Below are 25,755 nucleotides of genomic sequence, written 5' to 3' on the forward strand. Positions count from 1 at the left end.
GCTCGCGTGTTCACCAAGCCACCGAGCGCCGAGCTCCGCCCGGATCAGCTCGACACCGACTCGCTCCCGCCGTATGAGCTGCTGGATCCCATCCTCCATGCCTACGTCGAGGAAGACCGGCCGGTCGAGGCCATCGTGCGCATGGGGTTCGAGGCTCGCGTCGTCCGCCGGATCGTGGAGTTGGTGGACCGGGCGGAGTACAAACGGCGACAGGCACCGCCGGGCGTGAAGATCACTACCCGCGCTTTCGGGAAGGATCGACGCCTGCCGATCACAAACCATTTCCGCGAGTGGAGCCGGCCCGGCTCCCGTGGAGGAAAGAAGTCGCGATGAATGTCGAAGATCTGATGTCCAAGCCCGTCTGCTCGGTCGACACCGAAACCACGCTCGCGGAAGCGACGACGGTCATGGGAGAGCGTCACATCGGCTCGGCCCTCGTGATGGAAGGCGAGCGCCTCGTCGGGATCCTGACCGAGCGGGACGTCGTTCGGGCGATGTCGGGCGCGTTCGACGCCCCGATGCGCCCGGTCGTCGAATGGATGACCAAGCGGCCGACGACCGTCGGGCCCGATGCCCCCGTCAAGGAAGCTCTCCGCGTCATGGTGGAGGGAGGCTTCCGCCACCTCCCGGTCTTGGACGGCGATCAGGTCGTCGGCATGGTCTCGATGCGGGACATCGCGAGGGCCTTGGCCGACTAGACGCTCCCGTTTGTCCGGGTCTCAGACATAGGTCCTATCGGGTTCGCTCCCCTTGTCCCCTTCCTCGTTCAACCTTTCGAAGCTATCGTCCGAAACCACAGAAAGAAGCAGCTTGACCGCGCACTGAGAAAGGGCGATCTGAGATGCGGAAGCCGAACCCAGATGTTGCGAGCCTAGAGAACTGCACCCGGTGCCAGTCGTTCCTCGAGGACGAGCAGGAGATCTGCAACTCCTGCGGGACCCCGACGCGCTTCATGAGCTTCAAGACGCGCGCCGAGTACGAGGTCGAGCAGTGGCGCCGTCACAAGGCCGAGATATCGGCAGCGTCTTAACCAGCTTCGCTTCCCCCCGGGCCCCGGGGGCGACCGCCCACACGGCGAGCGCCTCTGGGGCCGGTCTTTTTGTATCGCCTTCTCCTGTTCCCGTTCCGGCGCCCGGTCTGTCACAATAGGTGTGCCAGGGGACCCACGGACCGGTGAGCGCAGACCTCACCGCGAGGGCCTCTAGGGAGGAGGGCTCCATGCCCGTCACGATCCACGACCTGCGCGCGCGCAAGGAGCGCGGCGAGCGCTTCGTCATGCTCACGGCCTACGATCATCCGACCGCCCAGATCCTCGACGAAGCCGGAATCCCGGTGCTCCTCGTCGGCGACTCCCTCGGTCAGGTAGTGCTCGGCTACGACTCCACCATCCCGGTCACCATGGACGAGATGCTTCACCACTGTCGCGCGGTCTCCCGCGGCGCCCGCAACGCGCTGATCGTCGGCGACATGCCGTTCATGAGCTACCAGACCTCGCTCGAGGAGGGCCTGCGCAACGCCGGCCGCTTCCTGAAGGAGGGCGGCGCGCACACCGTCAAGATCGAAGGTCCGCAGGCGGAGCTCGCCTCGGCGATGTCCGACCGCGGGATCCCGGTGATGGGCCACCTCGGGCTCACGCCTCAGTCGGTCCACCTGTTCGGAGGCTACAAGGTCCAAGGCCGCACGGACGAGCAAGCCGTGCGGATCAAGATGTGGGCCAAGGAGCTCGAGGAAGCCGGCGCGGTCGCCGTCGTGCTCGAGTGCGTGCCTTCTGCGCTCGCAGCCGAGATCACGGCTTCGCTCTCGATCCCGACGATCGGGATCGGCGCCGGGCCTCATTGCGACGCGCAGGTGCTCGTGGTCAACGACCTGCTCGGGATGACCGCGGGCCCGGGTCCGAAATTCGTGAAGCGGTACGCGGATCTCCGGACGACGATCACGGACGCGGTGAAGCGGTACGCGGACGAGGTCGCGAACGGCGTCTACCCGGACGACGAGCACTCTTACTCGTAGCCCCTCGACTAGTTCGTGCGGACGTGAGAGACACTATGTGTTCTCAGCGTCTGCAAGAACGAATCCCTCCCACGGGGAGAGAGTTTCTCGGTCCCGGACCCGTTCGCCGTCGCGCGTACGATCCGTTGCGATGGCGATCCTCCCCGCACGCGCCGTGACTTCCATCGGCTCGTCCGAGAGATTGAGCGCGACGATCGTGCGCTCACCCCGAGACCAAAGCCAGGTCCCTCGCGAGGAGTCGAGCGTGCGGTAGGCACCACTCCGAAGGTCGACCGAGCGCTTCCGGAGCATGATCAGATCTCTCGAGAGATTCAGGACCGATGCCGAGTCGTTCCCCTGAGCCTCGACGCTGGTCGCTGCGGCGTCGCCGAACGGCAACCAAGGCGCCACCGAGGGAGCGGTGAACCCGAAGCCCGGCGCGTCGCTCCACTGCATCGGCGTCCGCGCGGGATCGCGCCCCGCTGTGCGCGATCCCGGCACGCGCGTGCCCAAGGGGTCCAGCGAGCGCTCGACCGGAACCTCGCCGTCGCCCATCCCGATCTCGTCGCCGTAGTAGAGCAGCGGCGTTCCGCGCAGGGTGAAGAGCATCATCAGTGCGCACCGGATCTTGCGCTGGTCCTTCCCGCACCAGCGCGTCGGCCACCGCGAGATGTCGTGGCTCGACCCATTCCATACCGGCCAGGCACCAGCCGGCAGTGCTGCCTCGACCTCCTCGACGATCGCGCGGAGCGCCTCGGCGGTGAACTGCGAATACAGGAACGGGATGTTGAAGCAGAGGTCGAGCTCGTCCCCGTTCCCGTAGTAGGACACCATCCGCGGGACGTCGAGCACGTAGGTCTCGCCGAGCAGCATCGCCGGCGGGTCGTACTCGTCCGAGACCTTCCGCCAGCCGCGGAGGATCTCGTGCGTCTCCGGGAGGTTGGCGTTGAGAAGCTCCTTCTGGCCCCACGCCTGTTCGATGAACGAGTCCTCCGCGGTTGCCGGCGGGTTGTCGCCGAGGTCGGGATCTTTCGCGAGCTTGTGGACGACGTCGATCCGGAACCCGGCGATCCCGCGGTCGAACCAGAACCGGAGCACGTCGTGGAAGGCGCGCCGGACGTCGGAGTTCCACCAGTTGAAGTCGGCCTGCGACTCGAGGAACGAGTGAAGGAAATATTGGCCGGTCGCCTCGTCGAGCTCCCACGCCGGCCCGAAGAAGTTGCCGGCCCAGTTGTTCGGCGGGCCGCCGTCGGGCGCCGGATCGGCCCACACGTACCAGTCGCGCTTCGGCGACGAGCGCGACGAGCGCGACTCGACGAACCACGGATGCCGGTCGCTCGAGTGGTTGGGAACCAGGTCGAACAGCACCTTGATCCCGCGCGCCTCCGCTTCGGCGACAAGCCGGTCGACGTCCTCGAGCGTTCCGTACTCGGGATCGACCGCGCAGTAGTCGGCGACGTCGTAGCCCCAGTCGTCGTTCGGCGACGGCATCACCGGGGAGACCCAGACGCCGTCGATCCCGAGCCAGGCGAGATGATCGAGCCGCGAGATGAGCCCCGGGATGTCGCCGACGCCGTCGCCGTCGGAGTCTTGTAACGAGCGCAGGTACACGTGATAGAGCACGCCGTCTCGCCACCACGTCCCGGACACGGCCTGCATTATGCTGCCCCGACCCGGCGCCGGGCCGGGTTCGGAGGTGGCCGTGCGGTTCGGCATCTTCTACGAGCACCAGCTCCCCCGGCCGTGGGAGCCCGACGACGAGCGCCGCCTCCTCCACGACGCGCTCGAGCAGATAGAGCTCGCCGATCGCCTCGGCATCGACTACGTCTGGGAGGTCGAGCACCACTTCCTCGAGGAGTACAGCCACTCGAGCGCCCCCGAGGTCTTCCTCGGCGCGGTGACCCAGCGCACACAACGCATCCGGATCGGGCACGGGATAGTCCAGCTTCCGGTCAACTTCAACCATCCCGCGCGCATCGCCGAACGCATCGCCACGCTCGACCTCCTATCGAACGGACGGGTCGAGTTCGGGACCGGCGAGGCCTCGAGCGAGGTCGAGCTCGCCGGCTTCGGCATCGACCGCGCACAGAAGCGCGACCAGTGGACCGAGGCGATCGACGCGATCACGCGGATGTTCGTCGAGGAGCCGTTCGCCGGCTACGACGGCACCTACGTCAAGATGCCGCCACGCAACGTCGTCCCGAAGCCGATGCAGAAGCCCCACCCGCCGCTCTGGGTCGCCTGCTCGCGACGCGAGACGATCCACATGGCCGCCTCGAAAGGCCTCGGCGCGCTGTCCTTCTCGTTCATCGAGCCGTCGGATGCGAAGGCGTGGGTCGACGACTACTACGCCACACTCACCTCGGAGCACTGCGTACCGGCCGGCTTCTCGGTCAACCCCAACATCGCGATCACGACGCCCTTCATGTGCCACCGCGACGAGGAGACGGCGATCGAGCGCGGCCTCGACGGCGGGCATTTCTTCGGCTACTCGCTCGGCCACTACTACGTGTTCGGCGACCATAAGCCGGGGCGGTCGGTCGTGTGGGACGAGTTCCAGAAGAACCGGGCCCTCTTCGGCTTCGACCGCGACGTCGCGGCGCAGACCGACGTAAACCTCGGGGCGCAGCTCTTCCAGCAAGCGCTCGGCTCCGCACGGGGCGCGATCGGAACCCCGGCCCAGATCCGCGAGTTCGTCCGTGGCTACGAGCAGGCCGGCGTGGACCAGGTCATCTTCGTCAGCCAGGCCGGCCGGAACCGTCACGAGGACATCTGCGAAGCGCTCGAACTCTTCGCGGCCGAGGTGATGCCCGAGTTCGCCGAGACCGCAGACGACCGTGAGCGCGAGAAGGCAGAGCGGCTCGGTCCGATGATCGAGAAGGCGCTCGCACGGAGGGAGCCGACCCGAAAGCCGCCTGACGACTACTTCGTCCGCGCCGCGCTCCAGCCCTAGGGCTCGCGGAGCGGGCGGAAGCCGGCTTCCTCGTAGCGCGCGAGCACGAAGAGCAGATCCGCCAGCCGGTTCAGGTAGCGAACGACCTCGCCGTCCGGCAGCAGACCGTCGTGGAACACGCGCACCGCCTGGCGCTCGCATCGCCGAACGATCGCGCGCGCGAGGTCGATCGCGGCGCTCGCCGGGGTCTCGCCCGGTACGACGAACTCCTTCGGCATCCCGGTGCGGGCCACGTAGCCGTCGATCAGGGTCTCGAGCGAAGCCACCATCTCGGCGGTCACCTTCGTCGTTCCCGCCACGAGCTTGGACCACGCCTCCTTGCCGGTGGCGAGCTCGGCCCCGACCACGAACAGCTCGCGCTGGAGGCGAACGATCAAGTCGGCGAGGGAAGCATCGCCGATCTGAGGGCGCGCAACGCCGAGCGCAGCGACCGCTTCGTCGGACGTTCCGTACGCCTCGGTGCGAGCGTCGTCCTTCGGCACCCGGCCCCCATAGAGCAGGCCCGTGGTCCCGTCGTCGCCCGTCTTGGTGTAGATGCGCGGCATAGCCGGTGAGTCTAGAGCACGATCCGGCTCCGCCGGAATCGGCCAAGCACGACAACCTTCCGGGCTCGCACAAAGCGCGCTTTCGCGGGGTCGATAACTCGCGACGGGGCACGGTGTCTGAGGGAATCATGAGTTCATCGATCGATCCGCTTCGTCGTTCGCGCCACTCCGCGCCTGTTCGCGCTCTTCCCTCTCGTCGCCGCGTTCATGGCCGCGTGAAAGACGGGAACGAAAGGGGCCGGCAGATTCGCCCGCCGGCCCCTTTGTTCACTTCGACCCTACGGGTGCGTCGCGCTCCCGATATCGGCCGTGAAGCTCGGGTCGTTGGCGTGCGTGTAGCCGTCGAAGCTGGCTCCACCGATCGTGCAGAGATTGCCCGAGATCCCGGCGGGATTCGTCCCGATGGATGTCCCGGTTCTCGACGTTCCTTCCTCGGAGACCGTCACTGAGGTCAGCGTGTTCGTACCTTGGTGGCAGACAAGGACTATCACCTTGTGCAGCCGCGGGTTGACGAACGGCGTTGACGTCAGATCGTAGTCGTTGCCGAGCTCGATCTGGATCCACTTGTCCGCTGCCTTCGAGTGGTTGGCGGGTACCACCGTCTCCACGATCCAGAACTTCCCAGCGGTCAGGATGTTCGTGATCGTGCACGTGCCGTCCGCGACGGTCGTGCAGCTTCCCGACGAAATGGTCGAGTCCTGAGCCGGGTTGTATGCATCCTGGTTCGGGCCGTTCCCGTCGGGCGGACCGAACGCCGGGCCGAGGTCGGTGAACAGCGTGAAGGTCGCCCCGGGGAGACCCGTTCCGAGGTCGTTCACCTTCTTCAGTTTGAGCGAGGCAGGATCCCGTTTGTTGATCAAGGTCACGACGACCTGATCCGTACTCGGCACACTCACGAGGAGTGGGTTCGGATCCATCTCCTCGTGCCCGTCGGGCACGACCGTCTCGTGGACCCAGTAGTCGCCGAAGAGCAGGTCCGAGAAGGTGCAGTCGCCCGTCCCGTTCGCGGTGGTGGTGCAGCTGCCGATGAGAGCGTCGCTCCCCGCCGGCTGCTGGAAATCGCCGTCCCCATCGTCCTTGAAGACGTCGAACTCGGCGCCGGCCAAGTTGGTGCCGGCATCGTTCTGTTTCACGATCTTGAGCGACCCACAGTTAACGATCGGATCGATCTCGAGCGGGGCGATGAAGTCCTTCATCGTCGAGCCGAACGTGTCCGATGAACGGCTCTTGAGATACGCCGAGCCGATCGTGATGCACTGTCCGGCGAAGATGGCGTCGAGGTCGACGGCTGCCTCGCCGAATGTGCGAGCGCTCATGGCTTCAAGACCGTCGGCCTCGGCTGCCGGGATCGCGGTTTGGTTGATGGATCCGTCGGCATCGCCGGAGCCGCTCAGGTTCACACCGACGTTCCAGCATCCCGGCTCGCCTTGCGGTAGCGAATTGCTTCCGCTGCCGCCTTCCTGTGAGTTCTCACACGGCGGTGAGGTGACCCACCGATGGAGGAACAAGGTGGGGTTCGTTCCACCGTTCGAGAGGTTATACGTGATGAGCAGGTCACCAGGCGTGCGGGTCGGGGTTACGTCGTTGGAGGTGCAGCCCGGGTCCGAGGCCGTCGCACAGGTGTTTTGGTTGAACTCGAAGTCCATGTTGGTCGTACCCGACGGGTCCTGGACCCGCCGCCAGAACATGTTCAGGAAGTTCGAAGCGGTCTCCGCGTAGATCCCGAAGGTCAAGAGATCGCTCTTGTTCGGAGGGATCCCCCCGACCCCGATGGTCGGGACGGCGTCCTCTTCCTTGGTTCCCTCGGCGAACGAGTTGTCTGTGCTCGCACCGGACGGATCGTCGTTGGTGCGATCCTCACTCACGGTCGCCCAGTCGATGCTGGGAGCCGTACCGTTCAGCTTCAGGTTGCCGTCGTCGATCTCGAAGTTGCTCCCCGCCAGATCGGCGACGCTCGGCAGTGTGCCGACTCCGAGCATCAGGCCGAGAACGGCGACGAGCACGAGCGTGCGCCGCTTCGAGTGCCGACGTACCAAACCCCTCATCACATCCCCCTCTCCAAGCTCGACCGATCCGGCCGAGCCAAGCGAAACGAAACAATGCAACTAACAGGTCACGTCATCGAAAGCCGCATGAAAGCCTCCTGAAGACAAACAAAGGAAGCCTTGCGCGCATCCCCCCTTCTCCCCCCCAGCGTTTCCCGGCGGAACTGGTCCACCAAAACGTCCAGCATCCTACCGAGATGGAGCGTAGGTCCGGTGGTTCCGCTTTGTCAATGGGTGGGCGTTCTGCGGCAATGCACGACGTTTGTGAGATTCTGGAGCAATCGGAATAGGCTGGCACCCGTGGGCTCCGAAGAGATCGTTCCAGGCGTCTGGGCCATCCCGATGGCCTACGTCAGCGCCTTCGCGATCGCCGACGAAGGGCTCACGCTCATCGACTCCGGGCTACCCAACAAGGTCGACACGATCCGCAAGGGCTTGGCCGAAGCGGGAGGTGGGCAGCTCCGGAACATCGCCGTCACCCATCACCACATGGATCACGTCGGCGGGCTCGCAAAGCTGGTCGCCGAGCCCGGCGTCACGGTGTGGGCGCACGCGGGCGACGCTGGGGTGATCCGAGGGGACGTCACGCCGCCGCGCCCGCCCGGCCGCAACGTGGTCGAGCGCGCCGGCATATCCGGCTTCGTCCGGTTCGGGCCCAAGGCCGCCCCGGCGCGAGTGGATCGAGAGGTGAGCGATGGGGAGGAGCTCCCGATCGGCGGCGGGCTCATCGCGTATCACACCCCGGGACACACAGCCGGCCATCTCTCGTTCCTGATGCCCTCGAGGCGCACGCTGTTCGTCGGCGACGCGGCCGCGCGGATGATGGGCCGCCTCGCGCCACCGCTCGGCATCTACACCGAGGATCACGAGGCCGTTAAGCGCAGCATCGCCAAGATCGCGGCGTTGGACTTCGACGTCGCGTGCTTCGGCCACGGGCGTGTGCTCAAGGGCGGCGGCGCCGCCGCGTTCCGGAGGCTCGCCGAGAAGGTCGCGAGCAAGGGCTAGCGTTACCTCTTGCGCGTCGGGACGCGCGACGCCGGACAGAGGTCGTTGACGACGCACTCCTCGCACCGAGGCACCTTGGCCTGACAGACCGCGCGGCCGTGCTCGATGAGCAGGTAGGTCAGCCGGAACCACTTCTTCTTCGGGAACAGCGTCATGAGGTCGCGCTCGACCTTGTTGGTGTCGTGCTCGTCGCTGAAGCCGAGGCGTCGAGCCAGCCGGTGGACATGCGTGTCGACCGCGATCCCTTCGACCTTGCCGAACGCGTTACCCAGCACGATGTTGGCGGTCTTGCGCGCCACGCCCGGCAGTCGCAGCAGCCCCTCCATCGTGTCGGGTACCCGGCCGTCGAACTCCTCGACGATCACGCGGCACAGTCCCCGGATGGACTTGGCCTTCTGGTTGAAGAAGCCGGTCGAGTGGATGTCGCGCTCGAGCTCGCCGGGCGGCGAAGCTAAGTACGCCTCGGGTGTCGGATGCTTCGCGAACAGCGCCGGGGTGACCTTGTTGACCATCGCGTCCGTCGACTGCGCCGAGAGAACGGTCGAGAGGACCATCTCGAGCGGCGTCGAGAAGTTCAGCGCGCACTTCGCGTCCGGGTAGGCCCTGTCGAGCCGGCGATAGATCAGCGCGGCGCGCTTGCGCTTCTCTTCGGGAGTCTCGCGGTCGAGCCACGCGGCGCGCGGCTCGGCCTTGGGTTGGACCAACGCTAGGCGAAGAGGCTGGCGACCCGCTCCCGCCAGATCGACGGATCGCCGAGGAACATCTCGACCCACTTCGCGCGACGGTAGTACAGGTGCATGTCGTGCTCCCAGGTGAAGCCGATGCCGCCGTGTACCTGCATGCCGCCTTGGGAGACGACGCGTGCGGCTTCGGACGCCGCTACCTTCGCCGTCGCCGCCGCCAGCGCCGCGTCGGGCACGCCCTCCTCGATCGCCCACGCCGCGTAGTAGGTCGTCGAACGCGCGTTCTCGGTCAAGACGAGCATGTCTGCGATCCGGTGGCTGATCGCCTGGAAGGCGCCGATCGGCTTGTCGAACTGGGTGCGTTCCTTCGCATAGTCGCGCGAAAGCTCGAGCACCTTGGTAGCGAGGCCGGTCGCCTCGGCCGCGAGCACGGTCGCGGAGTGGTCCAGAGCCCGCTCGAGCAAGGGCCACGCTCCCCCTTCCGGGCCGAGCCGGCGGTCGACGGGGACCTCGACGCCGCCGATTTTCACCAGCGCCAGGCGCCGGGTGCGGTCGATCGTGTCGAGGGTCTTCACCTTCACCTTGCGGTCGGAGGTCGGCACGAGGAACAACGAGATCCCCTCGCGCGGATCCTTCGTCTTCCCGGTCCGAGCGACCACCACGATCTCGTCGGCGAGGTGCGCATCGGGGACGAAGACCTTCGTGCCGCTCAGCTTGTAGCCGCCGTCCACCGGCGTCGCCTTCGCCTTGATCCCGGCCGCGTCCCAGCGTCCTTCCTCTTCGGGGATCGCGACCGTCGCCCGAAGCTCGCCGGAAGCGATCCCGCCGAGCAGCGTCTTGCGCAACGCTCCGTCGGCGGTCGCAGCGATCACCGGCGCGGCCAGCCCGACGGACGAATAGAAGGGCGACGGCAGGAGCGCCCGGCCCATCTCCTCCACCAGGATCGCCAGCTCGATGAGCGACAGGCCGAGCCCGCCGTCCTCCTCCGCGATGGCCGTTCCCATCCAGCCGAGATCGGCCATCTCTTTCCACAGCTTCTCGTCGAAGCCGGTCTTGGACGCCATGAGATCGCGCACCAACCCGGTCGTCGACCGGTCGGTCAGGAACTCGCGCGCGGACTTGCGTAGCGCTTCCTGCTCCTCGGTGAACCCGAAGTCCATGGTCGCTCCCCTACTTGTGTTTGGGAAGGCCGAGCACGCGCTCGGCGACGATGTTGCGAAGGATCTCGCTGGTGCCGGCCTCGATCGTGTGGCCGCGCGAGCGCAGGTGGATGAACTGCCACGTGTTCACGCGGGGGTTCGCGTCCCAGCGCTCGAGCATGCCGGCCGGGCCGAGGATCTCGACCGCGAGGTCGCCGAGCCGCTGCATCGACTCGCTCCAGATCAGTTTCGACAGCGAGCCCTCCGGGCCCGGCATGCCGGACTTCATGAAGCCGGTGAGCGCCCGATAGTTGTTCAGCCGTAGCGATTCCACCTCGACGTGCAGCGACGCGAGCCGCTGGCGGATCGTGGGGTCCTCGAACGCCGGCTTGCCGTTCTTCTTGGTTTCACGCGCCAACCCGATCAGCTCGTCGAGCGCGACGCGAGCGCCGACCGACAGCGCGAAACCGAGTGTGCCGCGCTCGTGCAGCAGGGTCGTCATCGCGATGCGCCAGCCGTCGTTGACCTCGCCGAGGATGCTCTCGCGCGGCACGCGCACGTCGGTGAAGAACATCTCGTTGAAGTCGGCGCTCCCGGTGATCTGTCGCAGCGGCCGGACCTCGATCCCCGGCGAGGACATGTCGACCAGGAAATAGGTGATGCCCTTGTGCTTCGGCGCGGTCGTGTCGGTCCGCGCCAAGAAGATGCACCACTGGGAGACGTGGGCGAGCGAGGTCCAGACCTTCTGCCCGTTGATGATCCACGAGTCGCCGTCCAGGATGGCGGTCGAGCGAAGGCCGGCGAGGTCGCTTCCGGCGCCCGGCTCCGAGAAGCCCTGACACCAGATCTCCTCGGCCGACAGGATCTTCTCGAGGTAGCGGTTCTTCTGCTCGTGCGAGCCGTGGTTGATGATCGTCGGCCCGGCCATCCCGAGACCGATCACGTTGATCGGCGGCGGCGCCTTCTGACGCGCGACCTCCTGATTGAAGATCGCCTGCTCGATCAGGGTCGCGCCCCGGCCCCCGTATTCCTTCGGCCAAGAGATGCCGGCCCAGCCCCCTTCGTGGAGGCGCCGTTGCCAGTCGCGGAGCATGTCGACGCGGTCTTCGGGTGGGATGAGCGAGAGCTGCGACCGATCCCAATCGGCCGGGATGTTGGCCTCGAGCCACTCGCGGATCTCTTTGCGGAACGCGGCCTCTTCAGGGCTATCCCGGAAGTCCATCGCGCCTCCTGTCGGGAACGGTCCGGCCCCTTGCAAGCTGGGGTTACCGGCCGGTAACTACGGCAAGCATAGCGCGAGATCGCTGCCGGGAGGAATCGAGCGCGTTAGCATCGCGCTCCCATGGAAACCGTTGAGGTCTGCGTGGTCGGCGGCGGGGTCACCGGCCTGGCGGCGGCGTGGCGACTCGGGCTCGCAGGTCGCGAGACCGTCCTGCTCGAGCGGTTCACCCTCACTCACGACCGCGGGTCCTCGCACGGCGCGACCCGCATCTTCCGCTTCGCGTACCCGGACCCGATCTACGTCCGGATGGCGCAGGCCGCGCTGCCGCTGTGGCGCGAGCTGGAAGCCTGCTCCGGCGACGAGATCTTGAACGTCACCGGCGGGCTCGACGTCGGCGATGCGGCGACCCTTGACCGCGTCGCGCGCGCGTTGGAGGGATGCGGAGCTACGGCCGAGCGGCTCGACGAACCGCGGCCGCGGTTCCCATGGGTGGCGGTCGAAGGCCCGGCGCTCTACTCACCCGACACCGGCGTCCTCGCCGCCGCGCGGGCGTTGGCAGCGATGGCCGGGCAGGCGCGCGTACATGGGGTGGAGATCCGCGAGAGCAGCCCGGCGGTGGCGCTGGTGGTCGGGGACGACGCAGTTGTCGTGCGGACCGAGGACGCCGAGATCCGCGCGCGCCGCTGCGTCGTCGCGGCGGGGGCGTGGGCGAAGGCGCTCCTCGAGCCGGCCGGCGTGTCGTTGCCCGTCTACGTCACCCGCGAGCAGGTCTTCTACTTCCGATCATCGACCGAGATGCTCCCGTTCATCGACCACCGGCCGATCACGCGTTACGGCGTTCCGGCGTTCGCCGGGGCCGCGGGCGTGAAGGTCGCCGAGCACAAGACCGGCGAGCGGACCTCCGCCGATGGCCGATCGTTCGACATCGATCCCGAAGCTGCCGCGCGCGTGTCGGCCTACGTCGCGGAGACGCTTCCCGATCTGGACACCGAGCCGGTTGCGTTCGAGACCTGCCTCTACACGATGACCGCCGACGAGGACTTCGTCATCGATGCACGCGGCCCGCTGATCGTCGTCTCGCCCTGCAGCGGACACGGCTTCAAGTTCGGGCCGCTGGTCGGCGAAGCGCTCGTATGCCTCGCCGCCGGTTCCGACCCTCTCCTACCGCTCGAACGGTTTGCGCTGAAGCGGTTCGGGTAGACGCTCAGATGGATACCGGCGGCGACCCGCCGTGCATCATCTCGACGGCGTGCCCGAGCACCGGCAGAATCGCGTCCAGGCCCTCTGCGACCGCCTTCGGGGAGCCCGGCAGGTTGATGATCAGCGTCCTGTTCCGGACGCCGCACACCTGCCGCGAAAGCGCGGCGAACGGCGTCTTGGTCATCCCGTGCGCGCGCATCAGCTCGGCGAGGCCCGGCGCCTCGTAGTCGATCACCGCTTTGGTCGCCTCGGGCGTCACGTCGCGCGGACCGAGCCCGGTGCCGCCCGTGGTGATGATGACGTCGGCGTCGCCGGAGTTCGACCAGCCGCGCAGCCGGGCCTCGATGTGGTCGCGCTCGTCGGCGACGATGCCCTGTTGGACGACCTCGCAGCCGGCGTCGGTGACCATCCGCTCGATCAACGGGCCGCCCTCGTCCTCGCCCTCGCCGCGGGCGCGCCGGTCGGAGATCGTGAGCACCGCGACACGGACGCTCACTCGAAGGTCACGCTCCCCGACTTGCCGCCGGACTTGGCGACGACACGGAGGGCTTCGATGCGCATCCGTGGGTCCTCGGCCTTACCCATGTCGTAGAGCGTCAGCGCGGCAACGCTCGCGGCCATCAGCGCTTCGATCTCGAAGCCGGTTCGGTCGCGGCCGCGCACGGTCGCGCGGACCTCCACAGCGTCGTCCCCGGCCGGCGCGAAATCGACGTCGATAGACGTGATCCGGAGCGGATGGCACAGCGGGATGAGCTCCGGGACCCGTTTCGCGGCTAGGATCCCCGCCACGCGCGCCGCCCCGACCGCGTCGCCTTTCTTCACGGCCCCCGTCAGCAAACGGTCCCGCGTTCCCGGCTCGCAGATCAGCCGGCAGGCTGCCGAGGCTTCGCGCTCGGACTCCGGCTTGTCGCCGACGTCGACCATCCTCACATCGCTCAAGACAGATCTCCGATGAACTCGACCCGGACGTCGCTGCCGGCCGGGAGGCCGCCGGGCGGCACGATCGCGAACCCTTCGGTCGGGATGATGTTGGAGAGCACAACCGATGACTGCGCCGGCAGCGGCACCGCCTTGTTGCCCGCGATGCGCACGCGGCAGAAGAGCGTCCGGCTCGGCGATCCCTTCACGTCCTCCGCGAGCAGCGCCCGGACCGAGCGGGGCGCAGGGTCGCGGCCGGCGAGCTTGCGGATCGCCGCGGCGACGAACACATGCACGCCGACGAACGCGGAGCCGGGATTTCCCGGCAGCGCGAGCACCGGCGCGCGGGCGATCCGGCCCATCGCGATCGGCTTGCCGGGCTTGATCGCGACCCGCCACATCGTCAGCTCGCCGTAGCGCTCGAGCACGTCGCGGAGCCAGTCGTGCTCCCCGACCGACGCGCCGCCGCTGGTGACGATGAGGTCGGCCATCCCGGCCGCGTCCTCGAGCCAGCGGATCACTTCCTTCGGGTCATCGCCGACCAGTCCGGTGAGCGTGACGTTCGCGCCGGCCTCCTCGCACAGCGCGGCGAGCAGGACCTGGTTGGAATCGAAGATCTTGCCGGGCTCGAGCTCCCCTCCTGCAGCGACCAGCTCGTCGCCGGTCGAGAGCACCGCGACACGGGGACGCGGAACGGCTTGAACGTGGTCCCGGCCGACCGACGCGATCACGCCGAGGTGCACCGGCCGCAGCACCGTGCCCGACGCGATCACCTCGTCGCCGGCTTTCAGGTCCTCTCCGCGTGGGCGGACGTGCTTTCGGACCGGGATCTCCGCGAGCACCGCGACCGACGTCCGGTCGCGCGGCTCGGTGTCCTCCCACGGCACGACCGCGTCCGCGCCCGGCGGAACGGGCGCTCCCGTCATGATCTTGGATGCGGTCCCCGGCTCGATGGAACGCTGCGGCGGAGTCCCGGCGGGAAGGTCCTCGATCAGCGTCAAGGTCTTGGGGTTGCCCGGCGAGGCGCCGGCGGTATCGGCCGAGCGGATCGCGAATCCGTCCATGGCGCTGTTGTCGAAGCCGGGGACGTCGTGTTCGGCGAGGATCCGCTCGTCGATCGCGAGCCCCCGCGCGGCGCTCAGCGCGATCCGCTGCGAGGGAAGCGTCGTGATCGCCTCGAGGACGCGTTTCACCGCCTCCTCGTAGGGGAGCATCGGCGTGTCGAGCTCCTCGCGGGTCACCGTTCGCTTGGTCACGCTCACTCCTGCCAGCTGTACCGCTCTTCGCGGAACGGATCCGCCTGGTTGTGGTAGCCGCGGACCTCCCAGTAGCCGCGCTCGTCGCGGTCCATGAACTTCACGCCGCGCACCCACTTCGCGCTCTTCCACGCGTAGAGCTTCGGGACGACGAGGCGGAGCGGGCCTCCGTGCTCCGGTTCGAGCGGCTCGCCGTCGTGCGACCAGGCGAACAGCACGTCGTCGTCGAGGACCGCCTCGATCGGAAGGTTCGCCGTGTAGCCGTACTCGGCGTGGATCAGCACGTGGATCGCGGTCGGCTTGGGCTTCGCGCGATCGGCGACCGCGCGGAACGAAACCCCGTCCCACGTGTTATCGAGCTTCGACCAGCCGGTCACGCAATGGAAGTCGCTCTGGGTATTGACCGGGGGGAGCGCACGGAACTCGTCCCAGGTGAGCTCGAACTCGTTCTCGACCTCGCCCCAAACGCGGAACGACCAGATCGCCGGGTTGAACTTCGGGACCGGCGATGCGTGCAACACCGGCCAGCCGCGGGTCAGCCGCTGGTTCGGGGGGACGCGGCCGCCGACGTCGTCCTTCTGCCGGCCGATCTTCACGCGGACTCCAGCTTCGCGAGGTCGGTCAGTCGAATCTGAGCCTGCTCCGCGAGCTTCTCGGCGCCGGGGATCACTTTCGCTGCCGCGGCCGCTTGCTCGAGCAATCCACGCGCCTGGCCGTAGGCGGCTTTCTCGTTGCGGTTCGACGCATATTTGACCCGCTCGTCGGCGCGCTCGATCAGCGCCCAGATCTCCTTTGGCGTCTTCGGGTCGTCGGCCACTCGGCTCCTATCGGTCTGGTGTCACGCGGACGCGCTGCGCACCAGCGTAAACGTTGAGCGAGTCGCCTCGCACGAACCCTGCAAGCGTCATGCCGAACTCCTCTGCGGTCGCCACCGCCAGCGAGGACGGCGCCGAGACCGCGGCTACGATGGGGATCCCAGCGGCGAGGGCTTTCTGCATGATCTCGAACGACGCCCGGCCGCTGACGACCATGATCCGCTCCCCCGCCGGGACCTTGCCCTCCATCACCAGCCAGCCGACGAGCTTGTCGACGGCGTTATGCCGGCCGACGTCCTCGCGAACGGCGACGAGGGTGCCGTCGGGCTCGAACAATCCGGCCGCGTGCAGGCCGCCGGTCCGTTCGAACACCTTCTGGTTCTTCCGGAGCTTCTCCGGCAAAGCCGCAAGCACCTTCGCGCCCACCGTCGGGCCGGCGGGGATACTCGGCGGGTTCTTGACCGCGAGCGCCTCGAGCGATGCCTTCCCGCAGATCCCACACGACGACGTCGTGTAGAAGTTGCGCTTGAGCGACTCGGCGTCGAACGGCACGCCGGGCCGGAGGGCGACCGTGACGATGTTGTACTGCTGCTCGACGGGACCGTCAACGCAGTACCGAACCTGCTCGACGTCGTCGCGTCCGCGGATAACACCTTCCGTATAAAGGAAGCCGACCGCCAGCTCGAAGTCGTTGGCCGGGGTGCGCATCGTGACTGAGATCGGATGATCGACGCCGTGGGTGTTCACTCGGATCTCGAGCGGCTCCTCCGTTGCGAGCACGTCGGACCGCGGGCTCGCGCCGCCGTCTGAAACGACGAGCGGGGTCGCCTTGACGGTCGGGCCGGGACGCTCCTGGGGCATAGTGCGGAAGGTACACCACCGCCCCACCGAGTGCGCTGCCGGTGCGCGTGACCGGTACTGCTCGATCGCCGGAGAAGTTTGACCCGAAACGTGTCTGGACAACCCACGTCCGGGTCGAACTTCGTCAGTCAGGTATCGATGGCCGTCAGCGTCGAACCCGCTGTCGGCTCGTCGCAGCGGGGACCCGCGCGGGAATCGAGCGACAAGCGCTCATCCAAGACAGTGAAGACGAAGCGGATCGCCATGTCGTCGCCGCACGAGTTTCGCCACTGCCACATGACGCCCTCGGGCTCCTGGGGCAGGGACCGCTCGATAGCGGTCGTCGATGGGTTGCCCTCGATCGAGAGCATCGTCCCCATCGTGCCCTCGACCTTGAGCGTCACGGTCGCCTGTAGGTGACAAGGCCGTCCGCCATGGTGAACCTCCAAACCGACGACGGCCGCCCCGCCGGCACCCTCCCCGAAGGGCGCGAACGACACGCCCGCTCGGCTGCAGGGGGCGCGGCTCGAGGGCGAGGACGTCTGCGGGAGCGGAGTCGGCCGAAGCTCCGTGCACGTGACCATGACCGCCGGGATAAGGATCAGGAGGAAGCGGCGCATCCGACCAGCAACACCACGGCGAACGGGCGGCCGGTACGTACGAACGGGCTTAGCCGTGCGCGACTATCTCGACGACCGCGTTGTAGTCGGGGATGCCGCACTCGGGGTCGCGGACCCCCCGGCGGATGAGGTGCTGCGACTCCGGCCAGTGGACCTGAACGTTGCCCGGCCGGATCGCGACGACTTTCGCCCGGCCGCGCAATTCCCCGATCTCCGATCGTACGAGCAGCGGATCGCCCTCGCGGAGACCGAGCGCCGCGGCGTCTTCCGCCGAGATCAACACGTTGTCGCGCTTGGCACCGGTCAGCGGGTCGCGGTTGCGCTGCACCATCGAGTTGAACTGCTTGCCGCGCCGGGTCGACAGCAAGAACGTGCCCGGCTGAAGCTTCTGCTCGGGCGGAACCGCGACCCCGAACCGCGCCCGGCCGTCGACGGTCGGGAACACGCCGTCGCGGCACAGGATCCTTCCGCCCCACTGGACGTGATCCCCCTTCTCCTTCAGGGCCTCGATCCCGGCGTACGCAGGGGTCGTCCGCGCGATCTCGGCGCGGATCTCGGCGGCGTCGCGCAAGCGGATCTGCGCGGCCCGCTCCGGATAGGCCGTCGCCGCGGCCGTCTGGAGGATCTCCCACTCCGCGCGCGCCTCCGGCGGGCGCGGGCCCGGCACCTCGGGCGAGAAGATGATCTCACGCTCCGTCGTGGTCTCTGTTCCCCCACCCGCCTGCTCGTAGCGCGTCCGCGCCGGCAGCACGAGCGTCCACTCCCCAGGTGGCACGAGCATCTGCGTCGTCGCGACGATGTCCTGATGCACGCGGAACGGGATCCGCTCGAGCGCCTCGCGGACGAAGTCGGGCTCGGGCAACGTCTCCAGGAAGTTCCCGCCGGCCGCCCACAGCAAGTCGAGTCGCCGGTCGTGGCCGGCTTCGATCTGCTCGGCGGCGGACAGGCCGCGACCGGAAGGCACCCAGAAGCCCCAGTGCTCGGACATCTCGGCGGCAGTTTCGCCCGACACCGCTCGCGCGCCCGGGAACATGTTCGGGACGCAGCCGACCTCCGCGCCGCCTTGAACTCCCGAGTGGCCGCGGATCGGCATCAGCCCGGCGTGCTCGCGGCCGATCGAGCCCCGCGCGAGCGCGAGATTCACCAGTGCGCGAACCGTATCGGTCCCGTGCGCATGCTGCGTGACGCCCATCGACCAGACGAAGATCACGTTGCGGTTGTCGGCGAGGAGCTTCGCGAAGCGGAGCATGTCGTCGCTCGTCGCGCCGGCCGAACGCGTGAGCATCGCCCAATCCTGCGCCTCGACGGCCGTACGCGCCGCCGCGAAATCGCTCGTGTGCGACTCGATGAAGTCTTTGTCGATCCAGCCGTTCTCGATCAGATGTTTCAGGACCCCGTTGAGGAACGCGAGGTCTCCTCCCGTGTGCACCGTGAAGAAGTCGTCGGTGATCTTGGTCCCGAACAGCGCGCTTTCCGCGACCGAGGGGACCCAGTAGCGCTCCATGCCCGGCTCGCGGTAGGGGTTCACCACGGCGACGCGCGTTCCTCGACGCTTCGCGTAGTAGAGGTACTTCATGGTCACGGGCTGGTTGTTCGCGACGTCGGAGCCGATGAAGCAGATCAGGTCGGCACCGATCCAGTCCTTGTACGACACCGTCGACGCGGAAACGCCGATCGCGCGCTTCATCGCCGCCGTCGACGGCGCGTGACAGATCCGCGCCGAGTTGTCGACGTTGTTCGTGCCCAGGAACCGCGCGACCTTGCCGGCGACGTAGTACGTCTCGTTGGTGATGCCGCGGCTCGTCAGGTAGAAGCCGATCCGCTGCGGGTCGAGCGAGCGCAGCTTCTCGCCGAGCAGCCTGTACGCCTCGTCCCACGAGATCCGCTTGAACCCGCGCTCACCGCGTCGGCGCAGCATCGGATACCCGAGCCGGCCGAGGTCGCGGAGCTCCTTGCTCGTCTTCGCCTCCAACGTCCGCACATCCTCGAAAAGCGACGGGTCGGCGTGATCCATCGTGTTCAGCTGGAGGAGATGCAGCCGCACCGTGCACAGGTGGATCCCCTTCATCGTGAAGTCGCGCAGGCCGGTCGTCCCGAGCGCGCAACCGTCGCACACGCCCCGGCGGAGGATCCGCATCGCGTAGACCGGGTGGCGTTTGTTCTGCCATCCGACGCGGATCATCTCCAGGTAGTGGTTGGGCTTGATCTTCCCGATCCCGTACGGCATCGGGCCGACCCAATGGGTACGGCGCCGGGTTCTCCGTGCTTTGCGGTCCGTGCGAGCCACGGGCGCGAGTATATTCGCGGTATGGCGGGCATCGACTCGCGACGCACCAACCTCGGCGTGTTCGCCATCGCGATCGTTTCCACGTTGAGCGGCTTCGCGACGTATCTCGTCGGGACGGACTCCTACTGGTGGCTGTTCTGGAGCCACGGCGCGATCGGTCTCTCCCTCCTGGCGCTGCTGTGGTGGAAGGGGAAGGTGGTCCTGCGCGGCCTGCGCAAGCGCTGGCCGAGCGTCACGGCGGTCCTGTCGATCATCACGATGGCTATCCTGCTCGCGATCATCACCACCGGCGTCTGGTCCGCGATGGGCAAGGGCGGAAACCTCGGGCCGTGGTCGATGCTCGAGCTCCACGTCGGCGGCGCACTGATCATCATCCCGCTGTTCATCGCTCATCTGATCGGACGCTGGGTGCCGCCGGCGAAGCGAGACCTTTCACGCCGCGTCTTGCTCCGGGCTTCCGCGCTCGTCGGCGTCGGCGCCGCGTTGCGTCTCGGCACGGACGGGATCTCGCGGGTCGCCGGGCTCGTCGGCGGGAAACGGCGGTTCACCGGCTCGCATCTGATCGGCGCGCCCGGCGAGCCCTTCCCGCACGTGTCGTGGTTGTTCGAGGATCCCGACCCGATCGAGCGCGACGACTGGCGTCTGCGCATCGCGGGCGACGTCGAGCGGGAGGTTTCGATCTCGTACGCGGATCTGGTCGCCGAGCCTCACGAGCAGCTCCGCGCCACGCTCGACTGCACCGGCGGTTGGTACTCGGCACAGGACTGGGCGGGGGTGCCGGTCGGGACGCTGCTCGACCGCGCGAAGATGCGCGACGGCGTGCGCAGCGTGATCTTCACGAGCGTGAGCGGCTACTCCCGCGCCTACCCGGTGGAAGAGGCGCGGAAGGTTCTGCTGGCCACCCAGGTTGCCGGCGCGGAACTCGAGCACGGACACGGCTTCCCTGCTCGGGTCGTCGCCCCCGGCCGCCGCGGGTACTGGTGGGTGAAATGGGTGACCGAGATCGAAGCCAGCTCGACGCCGGCGTGGTTCCAGCCTCCCGTTCCACTTCAGTAAGGTCCTCGCCTATCGCGGCGGGAGCCTGAGCCTCCAGCCCGGCCGGATCAGATCGGGGTCGAGGAATCGAACGCCGTCGCTCATCATCCGTCCGGCGTTGGAGCGCCAGAGCTCCGGCCAGCGGGACGCGTCGCCCAGGACCGTCCCGGCGATCGACCAGAGCGTGTCGCCCTCGCGAACGCGGTAGCCGATCGGAAGCACCGGACTCACCGGCGCGCTTCGCGCCTCATCGACGACGGGCGCGATGGGAACCGCGGCGAGCGGAACACGAGCCGCGGGACGCAGGAGCGCGACGGGGGCGAAGGCGCCGAGGAACGCCAGTGCAGCCACGCACGCGGCCACCAGGAGTCCCGTCCGCCGGGGTTTCACAGCGGGCGCATGCGGCACCGCAGGCGGTCGCGAAGCAGGGAGCCCGGCGTCGCGCACGTGATAGACGGGGCGCGGGCGTGCCGCGGCGGCCGGGGTCGTGACCCGGCCCCGTCCCGCGGGCGCCTCGGCCACCGAGGAGAGCAGAAGCTTGACCACCGAGCGCGGCTCGGTTCCCCTCTCGGAGGGGGCAACCGGCGTGCCGTTCGAGCGGACGGTCGCTCCGATCGCTCTAAGATGGCGGGCGACGTCGACCCGGCCGCCGACCGCCTTCGAGACGTTGGTCGCGCCAGCGCGAGCCACCTCGGCGGTGCGGTTCTTCGACAGGCCGAGGACGCGAGCAACGCCCGAAGCCGGGAGCCCGAGCACGTAACGAAGCCCGAGCGCCGCCCGCTGACGGTGGCGGAGCTCGAGCGTCGCTCCGAGAACGATCAATGACTTAGTCGCCGTGGCGTATTCGGCATGGTGGCCGTTCGACCGAGCCCCCGCCGCATGCTCGCGCGCGAGCGCGTACACGGAACGGAACGCGCGCGTTCCTTCGACGTCGCCGGGGCGGCGGGCGGGACGCGGCTCGGCCAGCCGCGCCGCCATCGCGGCCATCGCGGCCGCGTCGGCCGGTGGATCCAGGGGCGAGAAGCCGAGCATCATCGCCGCGAAGGCGGCAAGAACGTGCTCTTCCGGGATGTCCAAGAGCGCTGGGTCTTTCATGACCCCTCCGGGAAGGTTGAGGGGAACCCTTGCGCTCCGCTTCGCTCTCTACGCTCGCGTCTCGCGTCCCGTCCGGACCGCGAGAACGAACGCACAATAGGTAACAGTTATTGACAGGTCAAGCATTCAGGAACAATCGCACCATCCTCTTCCCCCTTGCCCGGACCCGAACATATGTTCTAGTGTCTCCGGTATGGATCCCGAGCGGCTGTTCGAGCTTCGCCGGCGAACCTTCGACACGCCGGAGTTCCGGGGGATGGAATTCATCGAGGTCGAGGCCAAGACGGTCATCAACCACGTCCCCGGCAACTACATGCCGTTCAGCTGGACGATCAACCCCTACCGCGGGTGCAGTCACGCCTGCGTCGCATGCTTCGCGCGACCGACGCACACCTACCTGGACATGAACGCAGGGCGTGACTTCGAGACCAAGATCGTCGTGAAGGTCAACGCGCCCGAGGTGCTCCGCCGCCAGCTTGCTTCGAAGCGGTGGAAGGGCGAAGCGATCGCGCTCGGAACCAATACGGATCCGTATCAAAGAGCCGAGGGCCGGTACCGGCTGATGCCGGGGATCATCGAGGCGATGATCGAGTACCGGAACCCCTTCTCGATCCTGACCCGTGGATCGCTCATGCTCCGCGACCTGCCGCTCCTGGTCGAGGCCAGCAAGATCACCGAAGTGTCGACGGCGTTCTCGATCCCGACCCTCGACGAGAAGGCCTGGCGTCGCACCGAGCCCGGTTCCCCGCACCCGCGCGCACGCATGGATGCCGTCGCCGCGCTCAACGAGGCTGGGGTCGCGTGCGGGGTCATGGTCGCGCCGCTGCTGCCCGGCATCACCGACGACCCGAAGGGGATACGGGATGTGGTCATGGCGGCGATCGACGCAGGAGCGACGCACGTCTCCCCGATCCTGCTGCACCTACGGCCGGGGGTCCGTGAGGAGTACATGCGTTGGCTCGCCGAGAACTACCCGGACCTCGTCCCACGCTACGAGGAGATGTACCGAGCTTCGGCGTACGGGCCGGTGTCCGATCGAAAGGCGACGGGACGCAAGGTCGCAGCAGCCGTCCGCGCCGCGGGGGGCTTCAAGCCCCGCCCGGGCATCGCCGCACGCTTGCTTCGCGGTTCGGACCGTCATCCCGCCGGAAAGTCGTTGCATCGCACGGCAGGGCCCCGCCAGCTGACGCTTTTGCAGTAGCGGTTCGCCGCATACACTGCACCGCATGGCGATCCCCTCCTGCGCGCGGTGCGGCGATCCGATGATCCAGCGGGGCCGCTACGCCGACTGGAAGTGCACCTGCTGCGACGAGAGCGTCAACTGCCCGCACGTCTCGTCGGTCAAGCGGCTGATGCGCAAGCTCTCGGGCCGGCGGGTCTAGAACAGGGCCGCCGCGAGCGCGGCGCGATACTTCATCGCCAGCGGGTGATCGGGCCCGATCACCTCGAAGATGTCGATCATCCGCTGACGAGCGCGCTCCTTGTCGTCCCCCTCGCGGATCTCATGAAGGAGACGCTCGAGCACCGGCTCCCAGTCGCCGTCGCTCGCGACCGCCGACAAGGGATCGTCCGGCGACGAGAGTTGTGCGTCCTCCGCGAGGTCGATGTGGGCCTTCAGACGCCGCACGTCCGCATCCTCGGGGAGCTGCGCGAGCAGCTCACGCGCCTCGGCGAAATCGCCGCGCGAGGCCACCAGGGGCGCGAGGCCAAGCAGCGCGCCGCGGTGGCGTGGGTCGGCCGTCAGCGCATCGCGGTAGGCCCGTTCCGCTTCCTCCGGGCCGGCAGCGGCGTCCCCCGCGGCGACGTCGCGGTCGGCTTGTGTGGGCATCAGCGAATCGAAGAACGTCTTGACCGCCGCCTCGGGATAAGCGCCGACGAACTCGTTCACGACCCGGCCGTCGCGGAACGCCTTGACCGCGGGGATCCCTTGGACCCCGAAGGTACCCGCGAGACCCTGGTTCGCGTCGACGTCGACCTTCACGAGCTCGACGTCGCCGGCTCGCTCCGAAGCGATGCGCTCGAGTACCGGCGTCAGTTGCCGGCACGGGGCGCACCACGCGGCCCAGAAATCGACCACGACGGGCCGCTCGAACGAGCGCTGGATAACCCGTTCTTCGAAGTCGGCCTCGCCGACGTCGATCGCCATACCTTCAGCCTACCCGCCCGAAAGCCCCCCAAAGACCTTCTTGAACATCTCGAGGGCGTTTCGATCGAGCACCTTCAAGGTTCCGAGCAGCCCGTCGAGCACCGTCCTGGTTGGACTGACGTACCAGAGTCCGCCCTCACGCACGGCGACGAAGCCGATCTCGGGCGTCGGCACCACCGGCAAGCCGGTCGCCGGCGCGAACCCGGCGCCGCATTGGCGCTGGGGCTCGTCGGAACCGAAGAAATCACCGCGGACGGTGACGCACTCTCCGTCGTACTCCACGGACACGCCCATCGCGGGGATGGCGGCGGTGAACTCGATCTCGCCGACCTTGACCAGCGCGGTGTTGCCGCTCACGCGACCGGTTAGGTTGAGCTTGCTGACCTCGACCTCGTAGAGCTTCCGCGCCTCGCGGGCGCCGGCCACCGCCTGATCGATGAACAGCGGCGCGTAGTCGTGCAACGCACGGGCCTCGATCGGGGGCGTCAGCTCGATCATGCGGCGCACGTCCAGGAGCACCGCCGCGCGGATCATCTCCTCGACGGCTTGCTCGGGGGTGGGGGCGCCGCGAGCGGCGATCCCGTTCCCGAACGGGGGAACCGGCGCTCCCACCTCCTGGCGGGCCGCTTCGGCGATCGAGTACCAAAGGCTGACGAACCACTTGTCGCCTTCCTCGACCGTGGTGAAGGCGACGTCGTCGTCGGAGAGGTCGTCCGTGCCTTGAACCACCTCGCTCGCTCCGTCATCGAGCAGCGGACGGAGGAACTCGCCGATCGGCGATCGGGCCGGGTCAACCTTGTAGGTGGATGTCCCCGTCTCGAGCCGGACCGTGCTGATGCCGGACGCGATCTGCTGCGAGCTGAACGTGAGCCCGGTGAAGTCGAGCTCGATCCCGGGGATCGATCCCAGGTCGAGGTCGTTGCTGAGGATCCCGAGCCGGCTCAGCTCCTTGGTGATGTCCTGGAGCGATCCACGCAGCTGATCGCGTTCGCTCGGCAGCATCGTTTCGAGAACCCCGAGCGCGTCTTCGTCGGCGATCGCATCGAACATCCGCTGTACCGCCGCGACCGGCGTGTCCGCACCGCCTTCCGCAGTGCCGAGGGAGCGCGCGAAGAAAACCGCCCCGCCGACCATCGCCAGCAGGCCCACGACCACCGCGATGTAGGCGGCCGGCCTCCGGGAAGACCCCGGTGTTTCGAGGATCGTCTCGGGCGGGAGATTCGGCGGAGGCGGTGGCGGAAGCATCCCTTCGTTCTCAGTCATGTCGTTATCCCCTCCTGGATGAAGATGTTCGATCCGGCTCGGACGGTTCCGCGTGCCAAGAGAACGGCGCTCCCGATCGCAGCGATGCCGGCGACGATCGCGGCGACGGGGCCCGGCGCAGAACGAGCCAGCACAACGACGAGTATCCCGGCTGCGCACGACGTGAGACCGACGATCCCGCCGAGCGACGCCGTGAGGAGCGGCCGGCGGGCCGCGCCGGCGGTCCAGGTCGCGGCCACCAGGAACGGCAGCAGGTACCAGAGAGCGAGACAGACCCGCCTTGGAGCGCCGTCGAAAAGGCCGAGCACGGAAGCCGAGCGCGCGAGCTCGAACGCCGAACGGGTCGCGTTGCCCGTTCGCAACCACGGGAGCAACGCCGCACCGAGAACGGCGAGTGAAGAGCCGACGGTCGCTGCGATCGCGGCCCGCCCGGAGATGCGCGGGCTCATGGAACCGGCCTGAGGTACTTGTCCGCCATCCAGCCGTCGAGGTTGCGCCTCGGGTAGTGGACGTGCCGCCACAGCAAGCCACTCGCTTCCTGCGTTCGTCCGTCGCTGTCCAGCCGGATGCCCGGCACCAGACAGTCGAGCCGTTCGCCCGTCGTCCCCGGTTCCGCGCGAAGGTTGACGCAAGCCTCGACCCCGAACACCTCGTAGGTCGCGCCAGATAGCGTGGGCGACGGGGTCGGCGTCGGAGACG

29 protein-coding genes are annotated in these 25,755 nt (G+C 68.0%); 10 read left to right on the forward strand and 19 right to left on the reverse strand.

The window, feature by feature from the left end; all coding sequences use genetic code 11:
* The 4 genes from WEB06_08150 to panB form a co-directional block, all read left to right on the forward strand.
* Positions 1-333 (forward strand): NAD+ synthase (locus WEB06_08150; protein MEX2555588.1); only part of this gene is annotated, 333 nt, incomplete at its 5' end.
* Positions 330-698: a CBS domain-containing protein gene (locus WEB06_08155; GenBank protein MEX2555589.1), complete on the forward strand. Its 369-nt coding sequence runs from the start codon at positions 330-332 to the stop codon at positions 696-698. The genes WEB06_08150 and WEB06_08155, both read left to right, overlap by 4 nt.
* A gap of 143 nt (positions 699-841) precedes the next feature.
* Positions 842-1,030, forward strand: a complete 189-nt coding sequence (locus WEB06_08160; protein ID MEX2555590.1) for a hypothetical protein — start codon at positions 842-844, stop codon at positions 1,028-1,030.
* A 188-nt stretch (positions 1,031-1,218) separates the two neighbouring features.
* A complete protein-coding gene (panB, locus tag WEB06_08165; protein ID MEX2555591.1) occupies positions 1,219-2,010 on the forward strand; it encodes a 3-methyl-2-oxobutanoate hydroxymethyltransferase in 792 nt (263 codons plus the stop codon).
* A gap of 33 nt (positions 2,011-2,043) precedes the next feature.
* Here the strand turns inward: panB and WEB06_08170 are convergent, their stop codons facing one another.
* Entirely contained in the window at positions 2,044-3,648 is a 1,605-nt protein-coding gene (locus tag WEB06_08170; GenBank protein ID MEX2555592.1) for an alpha-amylase family glycosyl hydrolase, read from the reverse strand.
* A 37-nt stretch (positions 3,649-3,685) separates the two neighbouring features.
* Here WEB06_08170 and WEB06_08175 point away from each other — a divergent pair, with 37 nt between their 5' ends.
* A complete protein-coding gene (locus WEB06_08175; protein MEX2555593.1) occupies positions 3,686-4,942 on the forward strand; it encodes an LLM class flavin-dependent oxidoreductase in 1,257 nt (418 codons plus the stop codon).
* Here WEB06_08175 and WEB06_08180 read toward each other — a convergent pair.
* Positions 4,939-5,487 carry a cob(I)yrinic acid a,c-diamide adenosyltransferase gene (locus tag WEB06_08180; GenBank protein ID MEX2555594.1) on the reverse strand — a complete coding sequence of 183 codons (549 nt, stop codon included), beginning with the start codon at positions 5,485-5,487 and terminating at the stop codon, positions 4,939-4,941. The genes WEB06_08175 and WEB06_08180 overlap by 4 nt on opposite strands.
* Positions 5,488-5,765: 278 nt before the next feature.
* Positions 5,766-7,532, reverse strand: coding sequence for a prealbumin-like fold domain-containing protein (locus WEB06_08185; GenBank protein ID MEX2555595.1), 1,767 nt, complete (start codon positions 7,530-7,532; stop codon positions 5,766-5,768).
* Between the two features lie 300 nt (positions 7,533-7,832).
* On the opposite strand from WEB06_08185, the gene WEB06_08190 reads away from it, so the two are divergent.
* On the forward strand, positions 7,833-8,537 hold the full coding sequence (locus WEB06_08190) for an MBL fold metallo-hydrolase (protein ID MEX2555596.1): 705 nt from the start codon (positions 7,833-7,835) through the stop codon (positions 8,535-8,537).
* Between the two features lie 2 nt (positions 8,538-8,539).
* On the opposite strand, the gene nth is transcribed toward WEB06_08190, so the two are convergent.
* Genes nth through WEB06_08205 form a run of 3 tightly spaced genes read right to left on the reverse strand, consistent with a single transcriptional unit; the run spans position 8,540 to position 11,581 of the window.
* Positions 8,540-9,241 (reverse strand): endonuclease III, encoded by a 702-nt coding sequence (nth, locus tag WEB06_08195; protein MEX2555597.1) that lies wholly within the window; start codon positions 9,239-9,241, stop codon positions 8,540-8,542.
* Positions 9,242-9,243: 2 nt separating this feature from the next.
* On the reverse strand, positions 9,244-10,380 hold the full coding sequence (locus WEB06_08200) for an acyl-CoA dehydrogenase family protein (GenBank protein ID MEX2555598.1): 1,137 nt from the start codon (positions 10,378-10,380) through the stop codon (positions 9,244-9,246).
* Positions 10,381-10,390: 10 nt separating this feature from the next.
* Entirely contained in the window at positions 10,391-11,581 is a 1,191-nt protein-coding gene (locus tag WEB06_08205; protein ID MEX2555599.1) for an acyl-CoA dehydrogenase, read from the reverse strand.
* 120 nt (positions 11,582-11,701) lie between these two features.
* Between WEB06_08205 and WEB06_08210 the strand changes: the two genes are divergently transcribed.
* A complete protein-coding gene (locus WEB06_08210; GenBank protein ID MEX2555600.1) occupies positions 11,702-12,781 on the forward strand; it encodes an FAD-dependent oxidoreductase in 1,080 nt (359 codons plus the stop codon).
* A 4-nt stretch (positions 12,782-12,785) separates the two neighbouring features.
* Here WEB06_08210 and WEB06_08215 read toward each other — a convergent pair whose 3' ends face one another.
* From WEB06_08215 to WEB06_08250, 8 genes are all read right to left on the reverse strand, one after another.
* Complete coding sequence (locus WEB06_08215) at positions 12,786-13,277, reverse strand: MogA/MoaB family molybdenum cofactor biosynthesis protein (GenBank protein ID MEX2555601.1); 492 nt, start codon at positions 13,275-13,277, stop codon at positions 12,786-12,788.
* On the reverse strand, positions 13,274-13,711 hold the full coding sequence (gene moaC, locus WEB06_08220; protein MEX2555602.1) for a cyclic pyranopterin monophosphate synthase MoaC: 438 nt from the start codon (positions 13,709-13,711) through the stop codon (positions 13,274-13,276). The genes WEB06_08215 and moaC overlap by 4 nt, the downstream gene beginning before the upstream one ends.
* Positions 13,712-13,716: 5 nt before the next feature.
* Entirely contained in the window at positions 13,717-14,955 is a 1,239-nt protein-coding gene (gene glp, locus WEB06_08225; GenBank protein ID MEX2555603.1) for a gephyrin-like molybdotransferase Glp, read from the reverse strand.
* Between the two features lie 2 nt (positions 14,956-14,957).
* Positions 14,958-15,551 carry a sulfite oxidase-like oxidoreductase gene (locus WEB06_08230; GenBank protein ID MEX2555604.1) on the reverse strand — a complete coding sequence of 198 codons (594 nt, stop codon included), beginning with the start codon at positions 15,549-15,551 and terminating at the stop codon, positions 14,958-14,960.
* A complete protein-coding gene (locus WEB06_08235) occupies positions 15,548-15,772 on the reverse strand; it encodes a hypothetical protein (GenBank protein MEX2555605.1) in 225 nt (74 codons plus the stop codon). Before WEB06_08235 ends, WEB06_08230 begins: the two co-directional genes overlap by 4 nt.
* 7 nt (positions 15,773-15,779) lie before the next feature.
* Entirely contained in the window at positions 15,780-16,631 is an 852-nt protein-coding gene (fdhD, locus tag WEB06_08240; protein ID MEX2555606.1) for a formate dehydrogenase accessory sulfurtransferase FdhD, read from the reverse strand.
* A gap of 128 nt (positions 16,632-16,759) precedes the next feature.
* Positions 16,760-17,230: a hypothetical protein gene (locus tag WEB06_08245; GenBank protein ID MEX2555607.1), complete on the reverse strand. Its 471-nt coding sequence runs from the start codon at positions 17,228-17,230 to the stop codon at positions 16,760-16,762.
* 49 nt (positions 17,231-17,279) lie between these two features.
* The gene (locus tag WEB06_08250; GenBank protein MEX2555608.1) at positions 17,280-19,517 is read right to left on the reverse strand and encodes an FdhF/YdeP family oxidoreductase; all 2,238 of its coding nucleotides are present in this window, start codon (positions 19,515-19,517) and stop codon (positions 17,280-17,282) included.
* Positions 19,518-19,538: 21 nt separating this feature from the next.
* Here WEB06_08250 and WEB06_08255 point away from each other — a divergent pair, with 21 nt between their 5' ends.
* Positions 19,539-20,573, forward strand: a complete 1,035-nt coding sequence (locus WEB06_08255; GenBank protein ID MEX2555609.1) for a molybdopterin-dependent oxidoreductase — start codon at positions 19,539-19,541, stop codon at positions 20,571-20,573.
* Between the two features lie 9 nt (positions 20,574-20,582).
* Here the strand turns inward: WEB06_08255 and WEB06_08260 are convergent, their stop codons facing one another.
* On the reverse strand, positions 20,583-21,647 hold the full coding sequence (locus WEB06_08260; protein MEX2555610.1) for a LysM peptidoglycan-binding domain-containing protein: 1,065 nt from the start codon (positions 21,645-21,647) through the stop codon (positions 20,583-20,585).
* 193 nt (positions 21,648-21,840) lie between these two features.
* Here WEB06_08260 and WEB06_08265 point away from each other — a divergent pair, with 193 nt between their 5' ends.
* Both WEB06_08265 and WEB06_08270 read left to right on the forward strand, forming a co-directional pair.
* A complete protein-coding gene (locus WEB06_08265) occupies positions 21,841-22,848 on the forward strand; it encodes a radical SAM protein (GenBank protein MEX2555611.1) in 1,008 nt (335 codons plus the stop codon).
* A 25-nt stretch (positions 22,849-22,873) separates the two neighbouring features.
* The gene (locus tag WEB06_08270) at positions 22,874-23,029 is read left to right on the forward strand and encodes a hypothetical protein (GenBank protein ID MEX2555612.1); all 156 of its coding nucleotides are present in this window, start codon (positions 22,874-22,876) and stop codon (positions 23,027-23,029) included.
* Here the strand turns inward: WEB06_08270 and trxA are convergent.
* From trxA to WEB06_08290, 4 genes are all read right to left on the reverse strand, one after another.
* Positions 23,026-23,793, reverse strand: a complete 768-nt coding sequence (trxA, locus tag WEB06_08275; GenBank protein ID MEX2555613.1) for a thioredoxin — start codon at positions 23,791-23,793, stop codon at positions 23,026-23,028. The two genes, WEB06_08270 and trxA, sit on opposite strands and share 4 nt — an antisense overlap.
* Positions 23,794-23,802: 9 nt before the next feature.
* The gene (locus WEB06_08280; protein MEX2555614.1) at positions 23,803-25,056 is read right to left on the reverse strand and encodes a hypothetical protein; all 1,254 of its coding nucleotides are present in this window, start codon (positions 25,054-25,056) and stop codon (positions 23,803-23,805) included.
* A complete protein-coding gene (locus WEB06_08285; GenBank protein ID MEX2555615.1) occupies positions 25,053-25,505 on the reverse strand; it encodes a hypothetical protein in 453 nt (150 codons plus the stop codon). Before WEB06_08285 ends, WEB06_08280 begins: the two co-directional genes overlap by 4 nt.
* Positions 25,502-25,755: hypothetical protein (locus tag WEB06_08290; GenBank protein ID MEX2555616.1), on the reverse strand; the 254-nt coding region annotated here is incomplete at its 5' end. The genes WEB06_08285 and WEB06_08290, both read right to left, overlap by 4 nt.

The sequence above is a fragment of the Actinomycetota bacterium genome (assembly GCA_040905475.1).
Classification (GTDB): domain Bacteria; phylum Actinomycetota; class AC-67; order AC-67; family AC-67; genus DATFGK01.

Bases quoted from the DNA above. Each gene is read 5' to 3' on its own strand.
- WEB06_08155 (MEX2555589.1), top strand. From the start codon at position 330: ATGAATGTCGAAGATCTGATGTCCAAGCCCGTCTGCTCGGTCGACACC.
- WEB06_08160 (MEX2555590.1), top strand. From the start codon at position 842: ATGCGGAAGCCGAACCCAGATGTTGCGAGCCTAGAGAACTGCACCCGG.
- panB (MEX2555591.1), top strand. From the start codon at position 1,219: ATGCCCGTCACGATCCACGACCTGCGCGCGCGCAAGGAGCGCGGCGAG.
- WEB06_08170 (MEX2555592.1), bottom strand. From the start codon at position 3,648: ATGCAGGCCGTGTCCGGGACGTGGTGGCGAGACGGCGTGCTCTATCAC.
- WEB06_08180 (MEX2555594.1), bottom strand. From the start codon at position 5,487: ATGCCGCGCATCTACACCAAGACGGGCGACGACGGGACCACGGGCCTG.
- WEB06_08185 (MEX2555595.1), bottom strand. From the start codon at position 7,532: ATGAGGGGTTTGGTACGTCGGCACTCGAAGCGGCGCACGCTCGTGCTC.
- WEB06_08200 (MEX2555598.1), bottom strand. From the start codon at position 10,380: ATGGACTTCGGGTTCACCGAGGAGCAGGAAGCGCTACGCAAGTCCGCG.
- WEB06_08205 (MEX2555599.1), bottom strand. From the start codon at position 11,581: ATGGACTTCCGGGATAGCCCTGAAGAGGCCGCGTTCCGCAAAGAGATC.
- WEB06_08210 (MEX2555600.1), top strand. From the start codon at position 11,702: ATGGAAACCGTTGAGGTCTGCGTGGTCGGCGGCGGGGTCACCGGCCTG.
- fdhD (MEX2555606.1), bottom strand. From the start codon at position 16,631: ATGCCCCAGGAGCGTCCCGGCCCGACCGTCAAGGCGACCCCGCTCGTC.
- WEB06_08245 (MEX2555607.1), bottom strand. From the start codon at position 17,230: ATGCGCCGCTTCCTCCTGATCCTTATCCCGGCGGTCATGGTCACGTGC.
- WEB06_08255 (MEX2555609.1), top strand. From the start codon at position 19,539: ATGGCGGGCATCGACTCGCGACGCACCAACCTCGGCGTGTTCGCCATC.
- WEB06_08260 (MEX2555610.1), bottom strand. From the start codon at position 21,647: ATGAAAGACCCAGCGCTCTTGGACATCCCGGAAGAGCACGTTCTTGCC.
- WEB06_08265 (MEX2555611.1), top strand. From the start codon at position 21,841: ATGGATCCCGAGCGGCTGTTCGAGCTTCGCCGGCGAACCTTCGACACG.
- WEB06_08270 (MEX2555612.1), top strand. From the start codon at position 22,874: ATGGCGATCCCCTCCTGCGCGCGGTGCGGCGATCCGATGATCCAGCGG.
- trxA (MEX2555613.1), bottom strand. From the start codon at position 23,793: ATGGCGATCGACGTCGGCGAGGCCGACTTCGAAGAACGGGTTATCCAG.
- WEB06_08280 (MEX2555614.1), bottom strand. From the start codon at position 25,056: ATGACTGAGAACGAAGGGATGCTTCCGCCACCGCCTCCGCCGAATCTC.
- WEB06_08285 (MEX2555615.1), bottom strand. From the start codon at position 25,505: ATGAGCCCGCGCATCTCCGGGCGGGCCGCGATCGCAGCGACCGTCGGC.